The sequence below is a fragment of the Pseudoalteromonas sp. NZS127_1 genome, from assembly GCF_015864295.1.
GTDB lineage: Bacteria > Pseudomonadota > Gammaproteobacteria > Enterobacterales > Alteromonadaceae > Pseudoalteromonas > Pseudoalteromonas arctica.
The window spans coordinates 89,282-109,332 of sequence record NZ_JADYXO010000015.1 but is presented as its reverse complement, the minus strand read 5'-3'; the positions used below and the strand labels follow the sequence as shown (position 1 = coordinate 109,332).

16 protein-coding genes and 1 riboswitch are annotated in these 20,051 nt (G+C 40.0%); of the genes, 6 read left to right on the top strand and 10 right to left on the bottom strand.

The window, feature by feature from the left end; translation table 11 throughout:
• The first annotated feature begins 392 nt into the window (after positions 1 to 392).
• Entirely contained in the window at positions 393 to 944 is a 552-nt protein-coding gene (locus I6F50_RS14045) for a DUF4136 domain-containing protein (RefSeq protein WP_166420701.1), read from the top strand.
• A gap of 151 nt (positions 945 to 1,095) precedes the next feature.
• Here I6F50_RS14045 and I6F50_RS14040 read toward each other — a convergent pair whose 3' ends face one another.
• Positions 1,096 to 1,584: a peptide-methionine (S)-S-oxide reductase gene (locus tag I6F50_RS14040; protein ID WP_165728256.1), complete on the bottom strand. Its 489-nt coding sequence runs from the start codon at positions 1,582 to 1,584 to the stop codon at positions 1,096 to 1,098.
• A 187-nt stretch (positions 1,585 to 1,771) separates the two neighbouring features.
• Between I6F50_RS14040 and I6F50_RS14035 the strand changes: the two genes are divergently transcribed.
• Positions 1,772 to 3,637: a TonB-dependent siderophore receptor gene (locus I6F50_RS14035; RefSeq protein ID WP_197176516.1), complete on the top strand. Its 1,866-nt coding sequence runs from the start codon at positions 1,772 to 1,774 to the stop codon at positions 3,635 to 3,637.
• 108 nt (positions 3,638 to 3,745) lie between these two features.
• Here I6F50_RS14035 and I6F50_RS14030 read toward each other — a convergent pair whose 3' ends face one another.
• Positions 3,746 to 4,216 (bottom strand): hypothetical protein, encoded by a 471-nt coding sequence (locus I6F50_RS14030; protein WP_165739874.1) that lies wholly within the window; start codon positions 4,214 to 4,216, stop codon positions 3,746 to 3,748.
• Positions 4,217 to 4,420: 204 nt separating this feature from the next.
• Entirely contained in the window at positions 4,421 to 4,684 is a 264-nt protein-coding gene (locus I6F50_RS14025; protein WP_165741452.1) for a YkgJ family cysteine cluster protein, read from the bottom strand.
• Positions 4,685 to 4,853: 169 nt separating this feature from the next.
• Here I6F50_RS14025 and I6F50_RS14020 point away from each other — a divergent pair, with 169 nt between their 5' ends.
• From I6F50_RS14020 to I6F50_RS14010, 3 genes are all read left to right on the top strand, one after another.
• Positions 4,854 to 6,032, top strand: a complete 1,179-nt coding sequence (locus I6F50_RS14020; RefSeq protein WP_166420695.1) for an efflux RND transporter periplasmic adaptor subunit — start codon at positions 4,854 to 4,856, stop codon at positions 6,030 to 6,032.
• A gap of 2 nt (positions 6,033 to 6,034) precedes the next feature.
• Positions 6,035 to 9,184: an efflux RND transporter permease subunit gene (locus I6F50_RS14015; protein ID WP_197176514.1), complete on the top strand. Its 3,150-nt coding sequence runs from the start codon at positions 6,035 to 6,037 to the stop codon at positions 9,182 to 9,184.
• Positions 9,185 to 9,405: 221 nt separating this feature from the next.
• Positions 9,406 to 10,296, top strand: a complete 891-nt coding sequence (locus I6F50_RS14010) for a dienelactone hydrolase family protein (protein ID WP_197118859.1) — start codon at positions 9,406 to 9,408, stop codon at positions 10,294 to 10,296.
• A 73-nt stretch (positions 10,297 to 10,369) separates the two neighbouring features.
• Here the strand turns inward: I6F50_RS14010 and rhlP are convergent, their stop codons facing one another.
• Together rhlP and I6F50_RS14000 are read right to left on the bottom strand one after the other, a co-directional pair.
• Complete coding sequence (rhlP, locus tag I6F50_RS14005) at positions 10,370 to 11,194, bottom strand: rhombotarget lipoprotein (RefSeq protein ID WP_197118860.1); 825 nt, start codon at positions 11,192 to 11,194, stop codon at positions 10,370 to 10,372.
• An 84-nt stretch (positions 11,195 to 11,278) separates the two neighbouring features.
• Positions 11,279 to 12,214, bottom strand: coding sequence for a LysR family transcriptional regulator (locus I6F50_RS14000; protein WP_197118861.1), 936 nt, complete (start codon positions 12,212 to 12,214; stop codon positions 11,279 to 11,281).
• Positions 12,215 to 12,389: 175 nt separating this feature from the next.
• Between I6F50_RS14000 and I6F50_RS13995 the strand changes: the two genes are divergently transcribed.
• Positions 12,390 to 13,043 (top strand): nitroreductase family protein, encoded by a 654-nt coding sequence (locus I6F50_RS13995; RefSeq protein WP_197118862.1) that lies wholly within the window; start codon positions 12,390 to 12,392, stop codon positions 13,041 to 13,043.
• Between the two features lie 123 nt (positions 13,044 to 13,166).
• Here I6F50_RS13995 and I6F50_RS13990 read toward each other — a convergent pair whose 3' ends face one another.
• The 5 genes from I6F50_RS13990 to carB form a co-directional block, all read right to left on the bottom strand.
• Positions 13,167 to 13,553 (bottom strand): hypothetical protein, encoded by a 387-nt coding sequence (locus I6F50_RS13990; protein WP_165728247.1) that lies wholly within the window; start codon positions 13,551 to 13,553, stop codon positions 13,167 to 13,169.
• A 279-nt stretch (positions 13,554 to 13,832) separates the two neighbouring features.
• Positions 13,833 to 14,486, bottom strand: a complete 654-nt coding sequence (gene ribB / locus I6F50_RS13985) for a 3,4-dihydroxy-2-butanone-4-phosphate synthase (protein WP_165728274.1) — start codon at positions 14,484 to 14,486, stop codon at positions 13,833 to 13,835.
• Positions 14,487 to 14,626: 140 nt separating this feature from the next.
• Positions 14,627 to 14,812, bottom strand: a riboswitch (FMN riboswitch).
• A gap of 76 nt (positions 14,813 to 14,888) precedes the next feature.
• On the bottom strand, positions 14,889 to 15,947 hold the full coding sequence (locus I6F50_RS13980; protein ID WP_166420692.1) for a S66 peptidase family protein: 1,059 nt from the start codon (positions 15,945 to 15,947) through the stop codon (positions 14,889 to 14,891).
• A 352-nt stretch (positions 15,948 to 16,299) separates the two neighbouring features.
• Positions 16,300 to 16,776 (bottom strand): transcription elongation factor GreA, encoded by a 477-nt coding sequence (gene greA / locus I6F50_RS13975; protein WP_165741007.1) that lies wholly within the window; start codon positions 16,774 to 16,776, stop codon positions 16,300 to 16,302.
• Positions 16,777 to 16,824: 48 nt separating this feature from the next.
• On the bottom strand, positions 16,825 to 20,043 hold the full coding sequence (carB, locus tag I6F50_RS13970; protein ID WP_197176512.1) for a carbamoyl-phosphate synthase large subunit: 3,219 nt from the start codon (positions 20,041 to 20,043) through the stop codon (positions 16,825 to 16,827).
• Between the last annotated feature and the right edge of the window lie 8 nt (positions 20,044 to 20,051).

Genomic DNA, 20,051 nt, shown 5'->3' with positions numbered 1-20,051 from the left:
CTAATTAACAGAGGTTAATTAGTCATTCAGCCATAGGGCGTGTTGATCTTTGTGGATTGAAATTTGTTCAATTTAGGGGCAATTTAATCGCAGCGTGAGGTTTGTAACCTAGTGGGCTAAGTAAAAACCGAGCAATAAAGAGTTAATTGCCCCTAGGCAGAACCCTTCGCGCAGCGCATGTTTGGCATTTATGCTGCGTTATCACCTATTTATGGGGAATAACCACACTACATAGGCTCTGCCTTGCCCAAATACCAAACATACTGCTGCAAATTCAACCACGAAAGGTCAACACGCCCTGACAATTAGACTAATATTTAGGACGTTTAAATAATACACATTTAAACTATGTGTGTTATTTTAAATTAATGCATTTTATTGGAGCAAACGTAATGAAAAATATACTTATTGTTGCAGCGCTAGCACTTCTTACAGCCTGTACACAAACCCCAGATTGGGATTACGATAAATCAGCTAACTTTAGTAATTTTAAAACATTTGCTTGGGTAGAAAACGCCAGCCTAACTAAAGACACAAATAACTATCAAATTAATGGCCTGATGGAAAAGCGTGTTCGCACTGCCGTTAACGCAGAGCTGAGCCAAACATTAGGTATGAGCTTAGTTGATGCAGCGCAAGCTGATGTACTTGTTAACTATCATGCATCGGTAGACAAAGAGCTTGAAGTAGATACATTTAATGTAAACTACCGCCCGCATTGGGGTTATTGGGGTACTGGTTTTCAACGCGATACAACTGCGCGTGAATACGAAGTGGGTACACTGATTATTGATATTGTGGATCGTGAATCTAACCAGCTAGTATGGCGCGGCGCAAAAGAAGGCCGATTAAAGAAAAATCAATCGCCAGAACAACGTGAAGCATCAATTAATAAAACAGTGAGCGAAATATTAAGTAACTTCCCGCCGCAAAAGCAGCAGTAAGTTAAAATTAGCTATAAGTAAGTTTTAAAAGAGCTCACTGTACGTGAGCTTTTTTGTAGGTGTGTATTTTTGGAACTTTTAAAATAAAGTAATTACGAGCTACGCCCGTCACGTCAGCAAGCTGCACGTCTACAAAAACACCGCGTTAAAGTTACGATTTATACTTATGCAGTAACTCAAGCGGTATGTGGCAATAGTCATCAGGATGATTAGTTAAGCGGTCTTGATGCTCAGGATCGCTTGGCACGTAGTTAGTTAGCAGCTCTACCCCTACCACAATTTTATCGGCATCACTTCGCTGGCTTATATAATTGCTAGCGACCTTTAAATGATCTTGGCTTTTGCTATAAATGGCAGTGCGATATTTAGGGCCTACGTCATCCCCTTGTTTGTTAACGCTATACGGATCAATAATCTCAAAAAAGAAGCCAAACAGCTCGTTTAAGCTAACCGATTTTGTACTAAATATTACTTTTACACACTCAGCATAACCGTCGTATTCGCCTTGTGTATTATCATTTGTTCCATTAGCCCGCCCTGCTTCAGTACTTATTACACCAGGTAAGTGCTTTAAAAACTCTTGCACACCCCACAGGCAGCCACCTGCAAAGTAAATAGTATCTTGCTGTTTTATATTCATAATAAATGTGACCAAATTTGTTAGATGCATTAACTTTGCAAATGATTATCAAATGCAGTTTTTAATGAATTAATGTACAATCGCGCCAAAATCGCAGTTGTTTAATTGAATTATTTTATCACGCCTTAAAAGTGTGTTCTGAATTTAATTGTTACCGTAATTGCATATAAAAAATGAGACACACAACATGAAATGGTCACCGCACTTTATACTCCCTGCACTGCTATGCAGCGCGAGCAGTTTTGCCTACGGCGAAGCTGTAACTGATAAAACTGAAACATTACCGGCAATCGAAAAAATAACGGTTGAGGCATCGCCCACTGCAAACACATTACCTGTAGGTACATTTGACTCTCCAGTATCTAATTTAGAGTATGACCCACGTGTTGATTTGCAATCACGTAATATGGCTGAAGCGCAAGCCGATGTAACTATACGTGGTGGTATTTTTGAAAATACCGGCTTTAGGGTTGGCAGTGCTACTTTACTTGACCCACAGTCTGGTCATTACTTTGCTGAAATTCCTATTGCACCGAAAATGCTTACCGGCCCTTATATTTTAACAGGCGCAGACAATGCGCTTAATGGTGCTAATAGCTCTGTAGGCACTGTATCATTTGGCTGGAAACCAATTAGCACGGGCGGCAGTGTATCGGTAGGTACTGGCACAAACGATTTTAACTTACAAAGCTTACATGCAGGTGTAAGTATGCCCCTTGAAGGCGCAAAGGATTGGAAGCTTGGTTTTGAAGGCGAGATTTCTCACTCACAAAGCGATGGCACTATTGATAACGGCGATCACGACTTTACGCGTGCATCGGGTCGCGTTCAATTAGCTGGCGCTGATTCTCAAACCGATTTGTTTTTTGGCTCACAAGATAAGTTTTTTGGCTGGCCAAATTTGTACACACCATTTGGCGTTAACGAAACAGAAGAGCTAGAAACCCGCTTATTAATGCTAAACCATAAGCAAAATTATGCGCAGGATAGTAACTTTGAAGTATCGGCTTATTACCGCACACACGACGATCATTATATTTACTCTCGCGAAAATCCAAGCGCTTTTGAAGCGTTCCACAAAAGTGAAGTTAAGTCGTTAGCGCTATCGGGGCATCATGCTCAAAGCGATGTATTTGCTGTAAATTATTCAGCACAGTTTATTGACGACTCAATTGAATCTACCACGCTTGAAAACAACTTTACCTCTCGTAAGTATTATAAATTAAGCGTATTGCCTGAATACAAAATGGCGCTTGAGGATAATAAACAACTTACATTTCGTTTAGGTGCTGCGTTTGACGATACAAATAGAGACGACTCTGAACTGTCACTTATTGGTGATATAACGCTTAATACACAAAACAGCAAAGGTTTTGAGCGCACGTTTTATTTATCGTACGCAGAGGCAAGCCAAGTGGCAGGCTATACCGCCATTGGCGGAAGTGATTCAGGCGGGTTATTTAGAAGTAATTACACCCTTGAGCGCGAAACGACTAAAAGCCTAGAGCTGGGTTTATTAGTTGATGAGCAAACTTGGCAACTTAATTCGGCTATTTTTTATCGTAAAGATGACAACTTAACCGATTGGACGTTTAATTTTGATTCAAGCTCTGCGCGCTTTGCAAACCCTGTAGATATAAATACGACGGGCATTGAGTTCTTAGCAACTAAACACTTTGAAACCACCGAAATTGTAGCGAGTTACACCTACCTTCATAAATCAGAAAACTACGGTGCGGCAGATATTGACGCTAGTTTTTACGCATTAAACTTCCCTGATCACCGCCTAACACTCGGCGCAGTTTGGAATCCTACTGATATATTGCAGTTTAGAATAGATAACGAGTGGCGCAAACAGCACGAAAATGCGCTACGCGGTAGTGACGACGATGCTTTATTTACTCATTTAACGTTAAAAATTACACCACCTATGGTGAAAAACTTATTTATTACGTTAGCAGCAGATAATTTATGGGGTGAATCGTTTGAAGAGATACCTGGTACACCAGGGCGAGGTGAGCAATATACGTTAAGCGCAACGTATAGTTGGTAGAATTGAGCTATCACATTCAAAGACCTGTTTATTTAAAACAGGTCTTTGAATAAATATTTAGCAAAGAATAAACGACATACTAAATATTAAGAGCTTTGATTACTCAGCTTATATTGAACCAGAACGACATTGTCTTTTTCTTAGTTCATTATCAATTTGTAAAGGGCGACTAAGCTCATCTGTAAGAACCTGCGAAACAACCGTACCGGTTTCAACTTCTTGTATCCAGATTGATATTTTATCCCCTTCCCTTTTTCTATTTAGCATGTAGCTTTTATCAGAATCTAAATTAACGTTAAAATTAACAAAAGCTTCTTTTTGACTATTTAAAACATCAGGGTTTGAAACACTCGCCTTTACCCATAAATCATGCTCACCACTGATATACTGCTTTGGTTCAGCCCATTGTGTAGGTTTTTTGTTAAAGCACATCAAGTGGACATATTCTAGATCTACTCCCTGCTCTCTTTTAAAGTTTTCGAGTCTAAAGTGGCCTTCTTTAATATCGGTTTTAATGGGTAAGTTTGAACAACCTAATAAAGTCACACCTAATGTAAATGCTGTAAGTAAATTTTTCATTTTTCTTTCCTTTTAAAAATTAAGATTGAACGAAATCACCTATAAATGAGATTTATAAAAAGTATCTTACAATTTCCTATATTAGCAACAAAATTAAATATGTCTAATATTTCGCCATTAAATAAATTAACGACTGCTTTTAATAACCTTATGAAGATTTTTATTAATAATATATTGTAAATAGATGTGTATTAAAAACGAGGATTAAGTTAGCTCTTCAAGCTCTGTAATAAGCGCTAGAGCTTGTGCATTTGTTGACCCGCACACATCAAGCGTGGCGCTAAAATCACTACATACTTTAGGTCGGCTTGAATCACCAAATAACTTACATAAATTACGTTCATCTAGCTGAATACAGCGCTCTCCGGCCTTTTTACCGTTTGGCATTCCTGGTATTGGGGAGCTAATACTTGGCGCAATACAGCATGCACCGCAGCCTAATCTGCAAGTCATTGATTCTGTTTTCATAATATCCTCTGTATAAAAAACACTTACTTTTATTCCTTTTTAAGAACGTAATTAGCCACACTCTAAGTTGCAATACACATATGTAATGCTTTGTTACATCTTAAAACGCCTTGTAAACACTTTATTGCGTATTATTGCTCTGTCACCACCAATTATGAAGGAATGCCTTGTGGCTACTACAAAACAAATAATACTCCCAATTGCAGTTTTAGCAGGCGGTATTGCTTTAGCTTTCGCCTTTATGGCCATGAAAAAGCCACCAGAAGAAAAGCCTGAGCAAGACATTCGACCTTTAGTTGCGACCCAAAGCATACTCTTAGATTCTATAACGCTCGATGTTAAATCGTACGGCATAGTAAAACCAAAAGATCGTACCGAATTAATAGCACAAGTAAGTGGGCAAGTTATTTTGGTGTCAGATCAATTTGTTGAAGGCGCGTTTGTAAAGCAAGGCGATATTTTAGCACGAATTGATGCAAATGATTACGAGGCTGACTTTATCGAAGCGCAAGCAGGTTTAGCTCAAGCAAGCTCAGCACTTGAAATAGAACGCGCACAAGCGCATGTAGCGAAAGCAGAATGGGAACGTATTAAATCCGACTCTAGCGATGCTATTGCATCAGAGCTTTATTTACGTAAACCACAACTGGCCGAAAAGCTCGCGCGTTACCGCTCTGCTCAAGCAAGTGTTAAACGTGCAAGCCGCAACCTTGAACGTACTTATATTAAAGCCCCATATGATGCCATTATTAACGAGCGCACAATTAGCTTAGGTTCAGTAGTAAACCCAGGTAATAGTTTTGGTGCATTGAGTGCAACCTCAGTTGCAGAGGTACGTTTACCCGTTGCCGACCAAGAACTGCAATATTTAAAAAATGGCGGCGTAGGCTCAAATGTTACATTTAACGCAGAATACGCGGGTAAGCAAACAATGTGGCAAGCCAAAGTAATTCGCACCGAAGGTGTGGTTGATCAAACAAGCCGCATGAGCTATTTGGTAGCACAACTGGCAACACCTTACGGCGATAAAACGCGCCCTCTTCGTTTTGGTTCGTACATTAATGCTACCATTGAAGGTCGCCCGCTTGATAACGCAATTATTGTTGCGCACCACTTAGTTAAAGATAATAAAATTGTAATTTTAAATGACGATTTAACATTATCGTTTAAAACTCTCAATATTATACGCGAACAAAACGGTATGATTATAGCCAGCCAAGGCTTAAAAAACGGCGAGCAAATTATTACCTCAGCGCTTGAGTATCCAACTGAAGGTATGGCAGTAAAAATTGAAGATATTGCGCCTAATAAAACTGACATTACTCAACTTGCGCTGAAAGAGGAATAGCCATGAACACTCGTGAAACAGGGTTAATAGCATGGTTTGCCCGCAATCCCGTTGCTGCCAACCTGCTAATGATATTTATATTAGTGGGCGGTCTTTTAATGGCGATGACCATTCGCAAACAAATGTTCCCACAATTTGAAAGCAACTGGATAAGCGTACAAGCAGTTTATCCTGGGGCTGCCCCGCAAGAGGTTGAAGAAGGAATTACGATTAAAGTTGAAGAAAACCTTGAAGGTCTTGAAGGCATTAAACGCCTAATTACCTACTCTAATCGTGGTTTTTCTCAAGCGTGGATTGAAATAGAAGAGCAATACAATCCACAAGAAGTACTTGATGAAATTAAAGTACAAGTTGATTCAATAAATACCTTTCCTGCAGGAATGGAACGCCCTGTTGTTCGCCGTGATAAGTTTGAGCAAGAGGTAATGATACTCGCGCTTTATGGCGACATGAGTAACTACCAGTTAAAAGAGCTTGGCAACGATATAAAAGATGAGTTACAAGCGCTGCCTCACGTTAACCTGGTTAATTTTAACGGCGGTTTAGAGTACGAAATTGGTATAGAAGTCAGCCCAGATAAACTGCGCGAATATGGCTTAACATTTAGAGATATTGCAGGCGCTGTGCAAAGCTTTTCGGCAAATATGTCGGCGGGGCAAATACGCTCTGAAAACGGTTATATTTCGATGCGTGTAGAAAAACAAGCCTACCGTGGCTTTGAGTTTGAAAGGCTCCCCCTTATTACCCTTGCTGATGGCGCACAAATTTACTTAGGCGATGTTGCAACTATTAATGATGGCTTTGAAGAAGGCTTACAGTATTCAAAATACAATGGTAAAAATTCACTCTCGTTTGAAGTTAACGCATCAAAAGATCAAGATATTACCGATGTAGCAAAAGTCCTTAAAAGCTACATGGCCGCTAAAGAGCCACTTTTACCTGCAGGCGTTAAGCTCTCCCCTATTGTTGATTTAACCTACTACCTTGAAGGTCGACTCGATATGATGGTCGATAACATGATTTGGGGTGGCTTGTTAGTAATGATAGTACTAGCATTGTTTTTACCGCTGCGCTTAGCATTTTGGGTAATGATGGGTTTACCGGTGTCTTTTCTTGGCGCCTTTTTGTTTATGCCTATTGGCTTTTTAGATGTAACAATTAACCTAGCCTCTCTTTTTGCCTTTATACTTGTACTCGGGATTGTTGTTGATGACGCCATAGTTGTGGGCGAATCAGCCAGTGCCGAAATAGAAAAATACGGCCACACTCTTGATAATGTTGTACGCGGTGTAAAACGTGTTGCGATGCCAGCAACCTTTGGTGTACTAACGACCATTGCGGCATTTTTACCGCAAACAATGGCAACAGGCCCTGGCGCTGCTTTTTCTAAGGCAATTGGTGGCGTTATTATTTTATGTTTGATTTTTTCACTCATAGAATCAAAGCTTATTTTACCTGCGCACATTGCAGCAATGAACCCACGTAAACCAAATCCTAAAAATCTATTACACCGCTTACGTATGGTGATTGATAGTGGCTTAAAAGGCTTTGTGAACAACTACTACCTTCCTTTTGTTGGCCGCTGTATTCACTATCGCTATACCGTAATTGTTGGCTTTATGTGTTTGCTTATTGTAAGCGCAGGTATGTTTGCAGGTGGTTTAGTTAAATTTGTACCAAACCCTAAAATACCGCACGACTTTCCGCGTATTGATATAGAAATGAACCTTGCTTCGTCTGAGCAAGCAACGCTTGAAACCGCACGTAAAATAGAAAGCGTGTTGTTAAAGGTCGATCAGCAACTACAAGAGCAATACGGTAAACCGATGATCCGCGATTTATCGGTAAGCCTGCGCGGACGAACGCAAGCAAATATTATGGCCATTTTGGTAGAGCCTGACTTACGCCCTATCGACACCTTTGCCCTAAGTGCATTATGGCGCGAGCAAATGCCCGCCCTACCAGGCATTAAAACCATGACCATTCAAGACAGTATAATGAATGGCGGTCGAGATGATGGCGACGTTAGCTTTAAACTTGAAGGCAAAAATGCTGACGAGCTAAAAGAAGTGGCTGGTAAATTAAAAGCCAAATTACAAACAATGGAAGGCGTTGGCGACGTAAACGATTCAATGCAAAGCGCTACCGACGAAGTGCAACTTGATTTAAAACCACTCGCTTACAGCATGGGTTTAACGCTTGCTGATGTCGCATCGCAAGTTAGCTTTAGTTACTACGGCTTAGAAGCGCAGCGAATATTGCGTGAAGGCGAAGAAATTAAAGTCATGATTCGCTATCCAGAAGACGAACGTAACTCAATAAGTGACATAGCAAGTGTGCGTATTATTACACCTACAGGCGCTGAAGTACCGCTAAGTGAAGTAGCCGAAGTTAAGCTGGTTGACGGTGTAAACCGTATTCGCCGCGAAAACTCTAAACGTACTGTAAACGTATGGGCTGCGGTAAATACCGACCAAGCCGAACCATTTGCAATTGCAGAAGAAATTCGTGATGAATACTTACCAACATTACTTAAAAGCTACCCTGGCGTTACAAGTGATGTAGCTGGGCGCATTCAAGAAGAGATGGATAGCGCTTCAGAACAGCTTCGTGACTTTGGTATATCAATGATGATTATATTTGCTTTATTGGCGATTCCACTTCGCTCTTACTCGCAGCCACTTATTATAATGTCGGTTATTCCGTTTGGTGTAGTGGGCGCTATGTTTGGCCATATGATTTTAGGTATGACCATGAGTAGCTTATCGATGTTTGGCATTATTGCTGTAGCGGGTGTGGTCGTAAATGATTCCCTCGTTATGGTTGATTTTGTAAACAAAGCCCGCGCTGAAGGTGTTTCGATTAAGGATGCTGTAATGCAAGCCGGTGCTCGTCGCTTTAGAGCAATATTACTCACCTCAATCACTACCTTTATTGGTGTAATGCCAATTATTTTTGAAACGAGTTTACAAGCTAAAATTGTTATCCCGATGGCTGTATCACTTGCTTTTGGTGTGTTATTTGCCACCGTAATTACACTGATACTTATACCGTGCCAGTACGTTGCGCTAGAAGATGCTAAGCGATTAGTACGTAAAATGCGTGGCAAGCCGCCACTTGTAGATGCCCAACCAGCGCCTACTAATAGCTAAATTAAGTAATATCCCAACCAAAAAAGCTCGGCATACTCTATGCCGAGCTTTTTATTTTTATCTTAAAAATGATATTCACCTATTTCCTTCTATTACTTATTTTTTAGCACATAGACTCCATCAAAAGTCCTAATAATTGAGAGAAATATTGCTCGTTTTTTATCCCTAATACGTTATGGTATTTAAATAATAAATAAACATAATAAAATTAAGGAACAGCCATGAATACCTCGCAATCAGATCACATCCCTCAAGAAGCCTTTGATTGGTATGACGAATACGCACACGGTTTAATGGACCGACGTACGTTTATGAAAAAACTCGGTGGTTTAGCTGCGCTTGGTTTTTCGATGGCTGTACTTACATCAGCGCTATTACCTAATTACGCGCTTGCTGAGCAAGTCTCGTTTAATGATGACGATATTACGGCAACGTACGAAGAATTCGATTCACCAGACGGATATGGTAAGGGCAAGGGATATTTAGCCGTACCTAAAAACGTAGAAGGTAAGCTCCCTGTTGTACTTGTGGTACACGAAAACCGTGGATTAAACCCTTACGTAAAAGATGTAGCAAGGCGCTTAGCTAAGGTAGGCTTTATTGCGTTTGCACCCGATGCGTTATTTCCACTAGGTGGCTATCCTGGTAACGACGATGAGGGTCGTGCTATGCAAAAAACAATGGATCGCGCTAAAATTCAAAACGATTTTGTAGCCGCTGCACACTTTTTAAAATCGCATGCTAACAGTAATGGGAAGCTAGGCGCTGTTGGTTTTTGTTTTGGTGGTTATATTGTAAATTACTTAGCCGCTGTAGATAGCAACTTACTCAGCGCCGGCGTGCCTTTTTACGGCACTCCTGCAAGTGAAAGTTTACGTAAAAATATTAAAGCGCCGTTAATGATTCAATTAGGCGAGCTGGATAAACGTGTAAACGCATCGTGGCCACAGTACGAGCAAGATTTAAAAGCCAATAACGTTGAATACACTATGCATATGTATAAAGGGGCAAATCATGGTTTTCATAACGACTCTACAGGTCGTTATGATAAAGACAATGCTGAGCTTGCATGGCAGCGTACTATTGAGTTTTTTGATAAAAAGTTAAGCTAAGTTAGCGAATAAAAAATAATGCCACCTGCTCAAAGTAGGTGGCATTATTAAAAAGTGCTTAGTTATTTTTGCTTTAAACTTTTTTGCTACGCATAACTAATAACGACAACAAAACGAGCAAATAAATACTCAAAGAGCCACCGCTGCTAGAGCCATCTTTATTTTCGACTTTTGCTATTTTCTCTTCTTTAACACGTGTTTTAAACCTTGCTAGCTCTGCATCTAAATTAGCGGTCATATCTGTAACAGCGAGATTAAAACCTTCTGCCGACTTTTCAAATAACGTTTCATCAATACCTATTGCGGTTGTTCTTTTTTCAAGCTTGCTTATACCAGGCGCTCTAAACAGCATTTTTCTACTTTTAATGTCAAAAACAGCTGTATCCACAAAGGTTTGAATTGTATTTTCATTCCCCGGAATAACGTACATACCCACTATCGTCCAATAAAGTAAGGCGGCATTATTTTCATACGATTGCGTAACTTGATCATAAGAAACCAGTGCCATTACATCTACATCGTAAAGCCTCCCGACTTGCTCGAGTGTTGCAAAACCTTCACCACCCTTTAAATAGGTGCTTGGTATAACTTCAATGCGGTCAATATAATCATATTGTAAAAATGACTTTTTTACTTTTTCGAGCAGTTCGACTTGGTTTTGGGTCTCTAACCCGTCTGGCTGCCAGTTTTTAGAAGGTACAAATGCAATTCCGACGGTAACAGGGAGTTTTAAAACAGGTATTTCAGGTTTATAGGTAGAGCGGCTTTGTTGATCAGGATATAAGAAGTCCATTAAGCTACTAGATTGTGTATTTTTACCTGTATTGTTACTCACAAACGAACTACAAGAAGCAAGTAAGACCGCCATCAAAATGATTATATATTTATTAAATTTCATATTTATTCCTTTTTATTTTTAATTTAATTCAGTTACATGTCAAAGCATATCTAAGGCCTAGGGAAGTAAATAATCTTTCCTTAATTAGCTCAGTACGCTTTTATCAATAATTCCTTTATTTACCAACTGCTGCAGAATAGCTTGGGATTTTGCTCTGCATGCATCACGTAGTAAACGTACGGCAGGCGTTATTGACTGCCTACTTGGGCAAATAAGCCATAATTCGCCATTAGTGTGTTGATAACCTGGCAAAGCAGTAACCACCCTATCATTGAGTAAATCATCGGCTATATCGAGTGCTGACTTTACTGCTAAGCCTTTACCCGCAACACACCATCGCCTCACTAGGTCACCATCGTTAGACGCGCGCCGACCATCCATTTTAACTTTATATTTTGTCTCGCCATCGGTGAATTCCCACGTGTTATTTATAATATCTTGCAGTTGATAAAATAAGCCTTGGTGATTAGCTAAGTCGTCTGGATGTTCAGGAGAGCCATTTTGTAATAAATATTCTTGAGTTGCACATAATAAGCGCGGTACGTTGCAAATTTTAAAACCGTAAACGCTAGCGTCACTTGGCGAGCCATAACGAAGTGCTATATCAACTGAATCACGATAAAAATCAATATTACTGTCACTTATATGCGCTCGGAGGCTTAACTTAGGATAATTATCCATCAGCTCATCAATCCATGGGATAACTAAATTTCGCCCCAAATCGGATGAAAGAGCAACACGTAATTCGCCTTCAATTTCGTCATGCTCACCTTTGAGGTTATGCTTTGCTTGCTCAAGTATTGCTAAAGCTTGTTCGCACTGAGGTATATAGCGCTCCCCAGCGGCTGATAACCTTAAATGACGTGTAGTACGTACAAACAGTTCACTGCCCAGTGCTAACTCAACACGCTTAATTACCGCGCTCGCAGTTGCTGTGCGCATATCTAATTTAGCAGCTGCAAGCGTAATACTTCTAAACTCAGCTACTTTTAGAATAAGTTTTAAATCTTCTATGTTCATATTATCTATATATATTTGATAATGTTTCAATGATTATGATGTTTATTAAATGCAAAGCAAGCGCTATTATCAAATCCGTAAAATATTCTTATTTAAAACTGATTGGTCACTATTGAATTATTTAAATTCAAACCAATTAATAACAACTCGCTCAATTTATTTATTTGGAAAAATAATGACTCACCCAATTATTAGTGATTTAGAAAAACGCTACACAACTAAACGTTACACAACTAAGCGTATTCCTCAAGATGACCTAGACGTAGTATATGAAGCTATGCGTCTTTCTCCTTCATCAATTAACTCGCAGCCTTGGAAGTTTGTTGTAATTGAATCTGATGAAGCAAAAGAACGTATGCATACTACCTTTGCTAATAAGTTTCAATTTAATCAGCCTCATATTAAAACAGCGTCGCACGTTATTTTATTTGCTTACAACCCTAAATATACACGTGACGATTACGCACAAGTAATTGATGCAGACATTAAAAACGGTCGTACTAAAGCAGAAAACCGCGAACAATCATTTGGTGCTTTCGCGTTTGTTGATATGAATACTGATGAGCAAGGCAATAACGCAACGTGGACTAAAGCGCAAACTTACATAGCGCTTGGTAACACAATGCATGCAGCAGCACGCTTAGGTATTGATTCAACTCCTATGGAAGGCGTTGATGCACAGCTTATTGGTGAAGTTTTTGAAAAAGAGCTAGATGGTTACATTTGTGATGTAGCATTAGTACTTGGCTACCATGATGACGCTGAGGATTATAATGCTAAATTACCTAAATCTCGCTTAGCAAAAGAGCAAGTTATTCAGGTTTTATAATTTTTCAAACCAAGCAGCTGGTGTATGTCAGCTGTTATTTTTCGCTTATACATTTATAAATACAAATCATATTCAGTCAAGGATCTAAGCATATTACTCTGTACTAATGTGCTGCAATAACTGTTAAGGCCACCTTAATATGGTAAGAAAAAGTATTAAACAAAAAATACAGCTATAAAACAATTGCATTACAGTGAAGGAAAACACATCGTCGGTTACAGTCACTATACCGTATCTAGATAGTGTCCAGCCATAACGAAAAGAATGCAATAAAGGCAACCCCACCATAAGTAAAAGTACCACGCTGTAAAATTGATTAATCGTGCTTAAAATCGACAGTTCAGCGAACAACATTAAGGGTAAACTGATACACAAACCAAATAAAAACACACCCGCTATTCTTTTATTAGAGCAGCTGGTCATTCGTAATATTTTTTTAGCCTCAGCCTCTTTTTCTATCGCATCATTATAGTGTTTTAATTCGTTTTCTCTTTTTAAAAATTCAGCCATTAATGCATTGAAATTCTCAGTGTATTTATCTTTATCTATATTAGCTTTTACATCGAACAATTCTTCAAGTGTATAGTTAGAATAATCTATTTTAATGGGGTAATTCCTTATAGAGTACTGTTTATAGCGGCTACAGAAAGTGCAATTCCTTCGCTAACCTTCTTAAATAACGTCAATAAAAACAAGTGACTATTACATTTCAAGTGCAAGTTAGACCCATAAAAAAACACGCAACAGATGCGTGCTTTATAATATATCTAAGGCTGACAAAATAGTAATTTAACCTACTTTAAGCTGCGCAGCTTGAATGTATTGCACGAGATCTTCAATAGAAACCACGGTCATATTATGCTTATTAGCATAATCACTCACTTCAGGTAAACGTGCCATTGAACCATCGGGGTTGGTAAGTTCGCAAATTACACCAAATGGTTTTAAGCCTGCAAGTTGCATTAAATCAACCGATGCTTCGGTATGACCACGGCGAACTAGCACACCGCCAGTTTGTGCTTTTAAACCAAATACATGGCCAGGGCGCGATAAATCACTTGGTTTTGCATTATCGGCTGTAGCAGCTTTAATAGTAGTCACTCTATCAACGGCAGATACGCCGGTTGTAACACCGTGCTTAGCTTCAATAGTGACAGTATAAGCGGTGTTATTTTGACTGGTGTTATTGGTTACCATTTGCGGTAGGTCGAGCTGTTTAATACGCTCCTCTCCCATGCATAGGCATACAATACCACTGCCTTCGCGGATCATTTCGGCCATTTGTGGGGCCGTTAAATGCTCAGCTGAAAAAACAAAGTCGCCTTCGTTTTCGCGGTTTTCGTCATCAACAACAAGTACGCCTTGCCCTTGCTGTAATGCAGCAATTGCGCTTTGTACACGGATATGGCTTTCGCCGAATTGAGTAAGTAGAGACTGAATCATCATTATATTCCAAATAAAAAATAATAGATTCAGGACACAGAAAGGCATGGCAAAGCCATACAAATAAAATCGTATGGATTAAACCAAAACAGCATTAAAAATGCTCACCAAAAAGCTACGTTTTGGTGTACATAAATAAGCTATATTCTCTTTCATCCGGACTCTAACCGTCGGCTCTGGCATCTCACCAGATCTGCTTGACCTTTACTTAACCTATTTAAACACTGTAAAAACAAGTTAAATAAAGCGCTCGCGGGCTCATTTAAGTTACAAATAACATTAAACATACCGCCGGTGGGGAATTTCACCCCGCCCTGAGAATTAACAGTAAGCGTTAGCACTTACTGCAAGCATATTATACGCCTGTATTTACTTGTTTTTCAAAACTAAATGCCATAAATACTACGAAAGTTGAATGTTTACCGATGCACTGTTTACTATACCTTCATTTATATCAGCAATAAGCGAACACATAGCACCGTTAACTAAATTTAAGTTAGGTTGAACGTGCCCTATGTCAGCATCAAAAATAACGGGAAATAAACACCCGCCTAATGCAACATCAAGCGCATGACGATAGTCAAAGGCATCATAATGACTTTGTGTAATTTCACTTCGCCCTAAAACCAAGCCATTGATGTCGTCAAATATGCCCGCTAATTTTAATGACAGTAAAAATCGTGCAACCGTGGTAGGCGTTAGCTCTGAGTTTTCGAGGTATAAAATAAGCCCTTCGGGTGCACTGTCCTTTTTAAATTCATGCAGTGCTAAAAATGGTGAGTCGAGCAATAAGCCGACTGTATCTAAACATCCACCAAATAAGCGGCCTGACATTTCTATGGTGCGTTTATCTGTATAGTTTAAACATTGCCATTTTGTGGGCTCACTAGGGCTTAGTAATTCATTCGGGTTTTGTGCGTAATTAGGCTTGTTTTTTTGATATAAAGAAGAAGGCCCTTGCTCAAATTTACTACCGGCTTCGTAAGTAAGAGTTTCGAATATTTGTAGGCTATACGCGTTTTTTTCATCTGGATGGAGCTGCATAAGGTTAGCGCTGTGAAGTGTTGCCCATTGGCACTTAGCGGTGAGTGCACATGCAATCGTGCTCACATCAGAAAACCCAACTAGCCATTTAGGTTTGGCTTGTTTAATCGCGTTAAAATCAAGTAGTGGCAATACCTCCATTGCCAGCTCACCACCCATTGGCGGCATAATGGCATCTATTTCATCATCTAGTAATAAACCCATTAGTTGCTCGGCATGGGCTTTAGCATTAAGCTCATTACGTGGTCTGTTTTGGCGTAAAAACTCCCCCTCTACAACCTCATAGCCACGGTGCTTTAATCCCTCTATCACAATATCTAATCGCCCGTGGTATTTTTCTTTTAGGCCTGATGACAGCGAGCAAATTGCAATTTTAGAGCCTACTTTTAAAGGCGCTGGGTAAAGAATATTAGCCATGGGTGTTCCTTTTTAATAAAGTGATTATGTACCTATATCAACACGTACACTCTTTATACAATATGAATGTATAAATGAGCTAATGCTTTGAGGTCAGCAAAATAATAATACCAATTCCATTAAGTATGTGATCTGAATTTTACGCCGAAAAAACAATTCAGTTCTAGGCGTAAATTGATGTAAATGGTTGTTCCCTTTACGAAATTAACAACAAATAAATGGGTTATTTTAGCAAGTAAAATAGATCAGCTATTTATTGGAATTGGTATAAGTTTTAATATTAAATTTCAGGCATAAAAAAACCGATGTAATTACATCGGTTTTTATTTAAAACGTTAAAGTGAGTTATACGTTAAAGATACTCAACTTCAATGATTTCGAACTCAACAATACCTTTTGGTGTTTGAATAGACACTGAGTCGTCCATTTGTTTACCAATTAAGCCACGCGCTATAGGTGAGTTAACAGATATTAAGTTATTTTTAATATTTGCTTCATCATCGCCTACAATACGGTATTTTACTTCAGCATCGGTTTCTACATTTACAATAGTCACCGTTGTACCAAAAATAACTCTACCGGTATTTGGCATTTTAGTTACGTCGATAATTTGAACATTTGAAAGCTTAGCTTCAATTTCTTGAATACGACCTTCGCAAAAACCCTGTTGCTCACGTGCAGCATGATACTCAGCGTTTTCTTTTAAGTCACCATGTTCACGTGCAACCGCAATATCACTTACGATTTTAGGACGGGTAACTGTTTTTAATTCGTTAAGCTCTTTACGCAGTAAATCTGCGCCACGAACTGTCATCGGAATTGATTGCATACTTTTCTCACTTAACACCAAGGCCCTAGTTGGCCTTGGCACATTTCCTTAGTTCAATCGCAGGTGTAGCTCTTGAACTGACGTCACTTTACTGCGGTCATCTGCTTTGTTAGCAGTACAGTTAGCGAATGCCGCGTTCAAGGTTGTCGTATAGTTGGTTTTATTTTGCAATGCACCACGACGTAACACCTTCGAATCTTCGATCGCTTGGCGACCTTCGGTGGTATTAACAATATAGCTGTACTCTTTATTCTTAATATAATCAAGAATATGCGGGCGGCCTTCATATACTTTGTTTACACGTCGTACTTCAATGCCAGCTTCTTCAAGAGCTTCTGCCGTGCCACCAGTTGCGTCAAGTTCAAAACCTAAGTCGGTCATGATTTTGGCTAATTCAACAATACGTGGCTTATCGCTATTACGAACAGATAATAACGCGCGACCACCGCGTGGTAAAGTATTGCTTGCACCTAATTGTGCTTTTGCGAATGCTTCGGCGAAAGTATCGCCAACACCCATCACTTCACCTGTTGAACGCATCTCAGGACCACGGATTGGATCCACACCTTGAAACTTAGCAAACGGCAGTACAACTTCTTTAACGCTGTAGTAAGGAGGAATCACTTCTTTAGTAATACCTTGGCTTGCTAAAGACTGACCAGCCATACAACGTGCAGCTACTTTTGCAAGCGCTACACCCGTAGCTTTTGATACAAACGGTACAGTACGTGCAGCACGCGGGTTGACTTCGATTAAGTACACTTTGTCTTCTTTTACTGCAAACTGTGTATTCATCAAGCCAACAACACCAAGTTCAAGCGCCATGTCGGTTACTTGCTTGCGCATTACGTCTTGCACTTCTTGTGATAAAGAATGTGCTGGTAATGAACAGGCTGAGTCACCTGAGTGAACACCCGCTTGCTCAATGTGCTCCATGATACCGCCGATGATTACTTGCTCGCCGTCACAAATTGCGTCAACGTCAACTTCAATCGCGTTATCTAAGAAACGGTCCAGTAATACAGGTGCTTCGTTTGATGCTTGTACAGCTTCGGTCATGTAGCGACGTAAATCATCTTCGTCGTATACAATTTCCATTGCACGACCACCTAGTACGTACGACGGGCGAACAACGAGTGGGAAGCCAATTTCAACTGACTTAAGTAAGGCTTCTTCAGTTGAAGTTACTGTTGCGTTTTCTGGCTGAAGTAAGTTTAAACGCTCAACAAGTTGTTGGAAACGTTCGCGGTCTTCTGCACGGTCAATCGCATCTGGTGAAGTACCAATGACTGGCACACCATTAGCTTCAAGCTCACGCGCTAGCTTAAGTGGTGTTTGACCACCGTATTGTACGATAACGCCTTTTGGCTTTTCAACACGTACGATTTCGAGTACGTCTTCAAGCGTAATTGGTTCAAAGTATAAACGATCCGAAGTATCATAATCGGTAGATACCGTTTCAGGGTTACAGTTAACCATGATGGTTTCATAGCCGTCTTCACGAAGCGCAAGCGAGGCATGTACACAACAGTAATCAAACTCAATACCTTGACCGATACGGTTTGGACCACCACCAATAACCATGATTTTATCACGATCAGTTGGGTTAGCTTCACACTCTTCATCGTAAGTTGAGTACATGTAAGCTGTGTCTGAGCTAAATTCTGCAGCACACGTATCAACACGTTTGTATACTGGCACTATGTTTAATAAATGACGCTTTTTACGAATTTCAGCTTCAGATACACCTGCAATTTCTGCTATACGCGGATCTGCAAAGCCTTTGCGTTTAAGTTTACGTAGGAAGTCAGCATTTAAACCCGCCATGCCTACTTTCGCTATTTTTGCTTCGTCTTTTAAAATGTCTTCTATTTGAACTAAGAACCAACGGTTTACTTTAGTCAGCTCGTAAACATCATCAACGCTCATGCCATGGCGCATTGCATCGGCAATGTACCAAATACGCTCAGCGCCTGGCTCGCGTAGTTCGCGGATGATTTTTTCTTTTGCTTTAGGGTCATCAAGTGCCACTATTGGGTTAAAACCTGTAGCGCCTACTTCAAGACCCCGTAATGCTTTGTGTAGTGACTCTTGTTGATTACGACCAATTGCCATTACTTCGCCAACTGATTTCATTTGCGTAGTTAAACGGTCGTTTGCACCGGCAAATTTTTCGAAGTTAAAGCGAGGAATTTTTGTTACAACGTAATCGATTGAAGGCTCAAAAGACGCGGGTGTTTTGCCACCGGTAATGTCGTTTTGAAGTTCATCAAGTGTGTAACCTACTGCTAGTTTTGCTGCAATTTTAGCAATTGGGAAACCCGTTGCTTTTGATGCTAGTGCAGATGAACGTGATACACGTGGGTTCATCTCAATGATAACCATACGGCCATCTTCAGGATTAATACCAAACTGTACGTTAGAACCGCCAGTTTCTACACCAATTTCACGTAATACTGCCATAGAGGCGTTACGCATAATTTGGTATTCTTTGTCGGTTAGCGTTTGCGCTGGTGCAACGGTGATTGAATCGCCAGTGTGAACACCCATAGGGTCAAAGTTTTCAATGGTACAAACAATAATACAGTTGTCGTTTTTATCACGTACAACTTCTGTTTCGTACTCTTTCCAACCAATCAGTGATTCATCAATTAGTAATTCGTTCGTTGGCGATAAATCTAAGCCACGCTCACAAATTTCTTCAAACTCTTCTAAGTTATACGCCACACCGCCGCCGGTGCCGCCCATAGTAAAAGAAGGTCTGATAATACATGGTAAACCAATGCGCGTTATGATGTCTTTGGCTTCATCCATAGAGTGAGCAATCTCAGCTCGAGGACACTCTAGACCAATATTTTTCATTGCGATATCGAAACGTTCGCGGTTTTCTGCTTTGTCGATTGCATCGGCCGTTGCACCAATTAGTTCAACGCCATGTTTAGCCAATACACCGTGCTTGTCTAGTTCAAGCGCACAGTTTAATGCCGTTTGACCACCCATTGTAGGCAGTACTGCATCTGGCTTTTCTTTTTCAATAATTTTTTCTACCACTTCCCAGTGAATTGGTTCGATGTAAGTCGCATCGGCCATATCAGGGTCGGTCATGATAGTTGCAGGGTTTGAGTTAACTAATATAACTCTGTAGCCTTCTTCTCTAAGTGCTTTACACGCTTGAGCACCAGAGTAGTCAAATTCACAAGCTTGACCAATTACAATTGGGCCTGCGCCTAAGATAAGAATGCTTTTTATGTCGGTACGTTTTGGCATTATTACTC

Excerpts from the sequence above, each read along its gene's own strand:
- I6F50_RS14010 (WP_197118859.1), top strand. The coding sequence starts at position 9,406 with ATGAATACCTCGCAATCAGATCACATCCCTCAAGAAGCCTTTGATTGG.
- ribB (WP_165728274.1), bottom strand. The coding sequence starts at position 14,486 with ATGATTCAGTCTCTACTTACTCAATTCGGCGAAAGCCATATCCGTGTA.
- I6F50_RS14015 (WP_197176514.1), top strand. The coding sequence starts at position 6,035 with ATGAACACTCGTGAAACAGGGTTAATAGCATGGTTTGCCCGCAATCCC.
- I6F50_RS13995 (WP_197118862.1), top strand. The coding sequence starts at position 12,390 with ATGACTCACCCAATTATTAGTGATTTAGAAAAACGCTACACAACTAAA.
- I6F50_RS14030 (WP_165739874.1), bottom strand. The coding sequence starts at position 4,216 with ATGAAAAATTTACTTACAGCATTTACATTAGGTGTGACTTTATTAGGT.
- rhlP (WP_197118860.1), bottom strand. The coding sequence starts at position 11,194 with ATGAAATTTAATAAATATATAATCATTTTGATGGCGGTCTTACTTGCT.
- I6F50_RS14025 (WP_165741452.1), bottom strand. The coding sequence starts at position 4,684 with ATGAAAACAGAATCAATGACTTGCAGATTAGGCTGCGGTGCATGCTGT.
- I6F50_RS14000 (WP_197118861.1), bottom strand. The coding sequence starts at position 12,214 with ATGAACATAGAAGATTTAAAACTTATTCTAAAAGTAGCTGAGTTTAGA.
- I6F50_RS14035 (WP_197176516.1), top strand. The coding sequence starts at position 1,772 with ATGAAATGGTCACCGCACTTTATACTCCCTGCACTGCTATGCAGCGCG.
- greA (WP_165741007.1), bottom strand. The coding sequence starts at position 16,776 with ATGCAATCAATTCCGATGACAGTTCGTGGCGCAGATTTACTGCGTAAA.
- I6F50_RS14045 (WP_166420701.1), top strand. The coding sequence starts at position 393 with ATGAAAAATATACTTATTGTTGCAGCGCTAGCACTTCTTACAGCCTGT.
- I6F50_RS14040 (WP_165728256.1), bottom strand. The coding sequence starts at position 1,584 with ATGAATATAAAACAGCAAGATACTATTTACTTTGCAGGTGGCTGCCTG.
- carB (WP_197176512.1), bottom strand. The coding sequence starts at position 20,043 with ATGCCAAAACGTACCGACATAAAAAGCATTCTTATCTTAGGCGCAGGC.
- I6F50_RS13990 (WP_165728247.1), bottom strand. The coding sequence starts at position 13,553 with ATGGCTGAATTTTTAAAAAGAGAAAACGAATTAAAACACTATAATGAT.
- I6F50_RS13980 (WP_166420692.1), bottom strand. The coding sequence starts at position 15,947 with ATGGCTAATATTCTTTACCCAGCGCCTTTAAAAGTAGGCTCTAAAATT.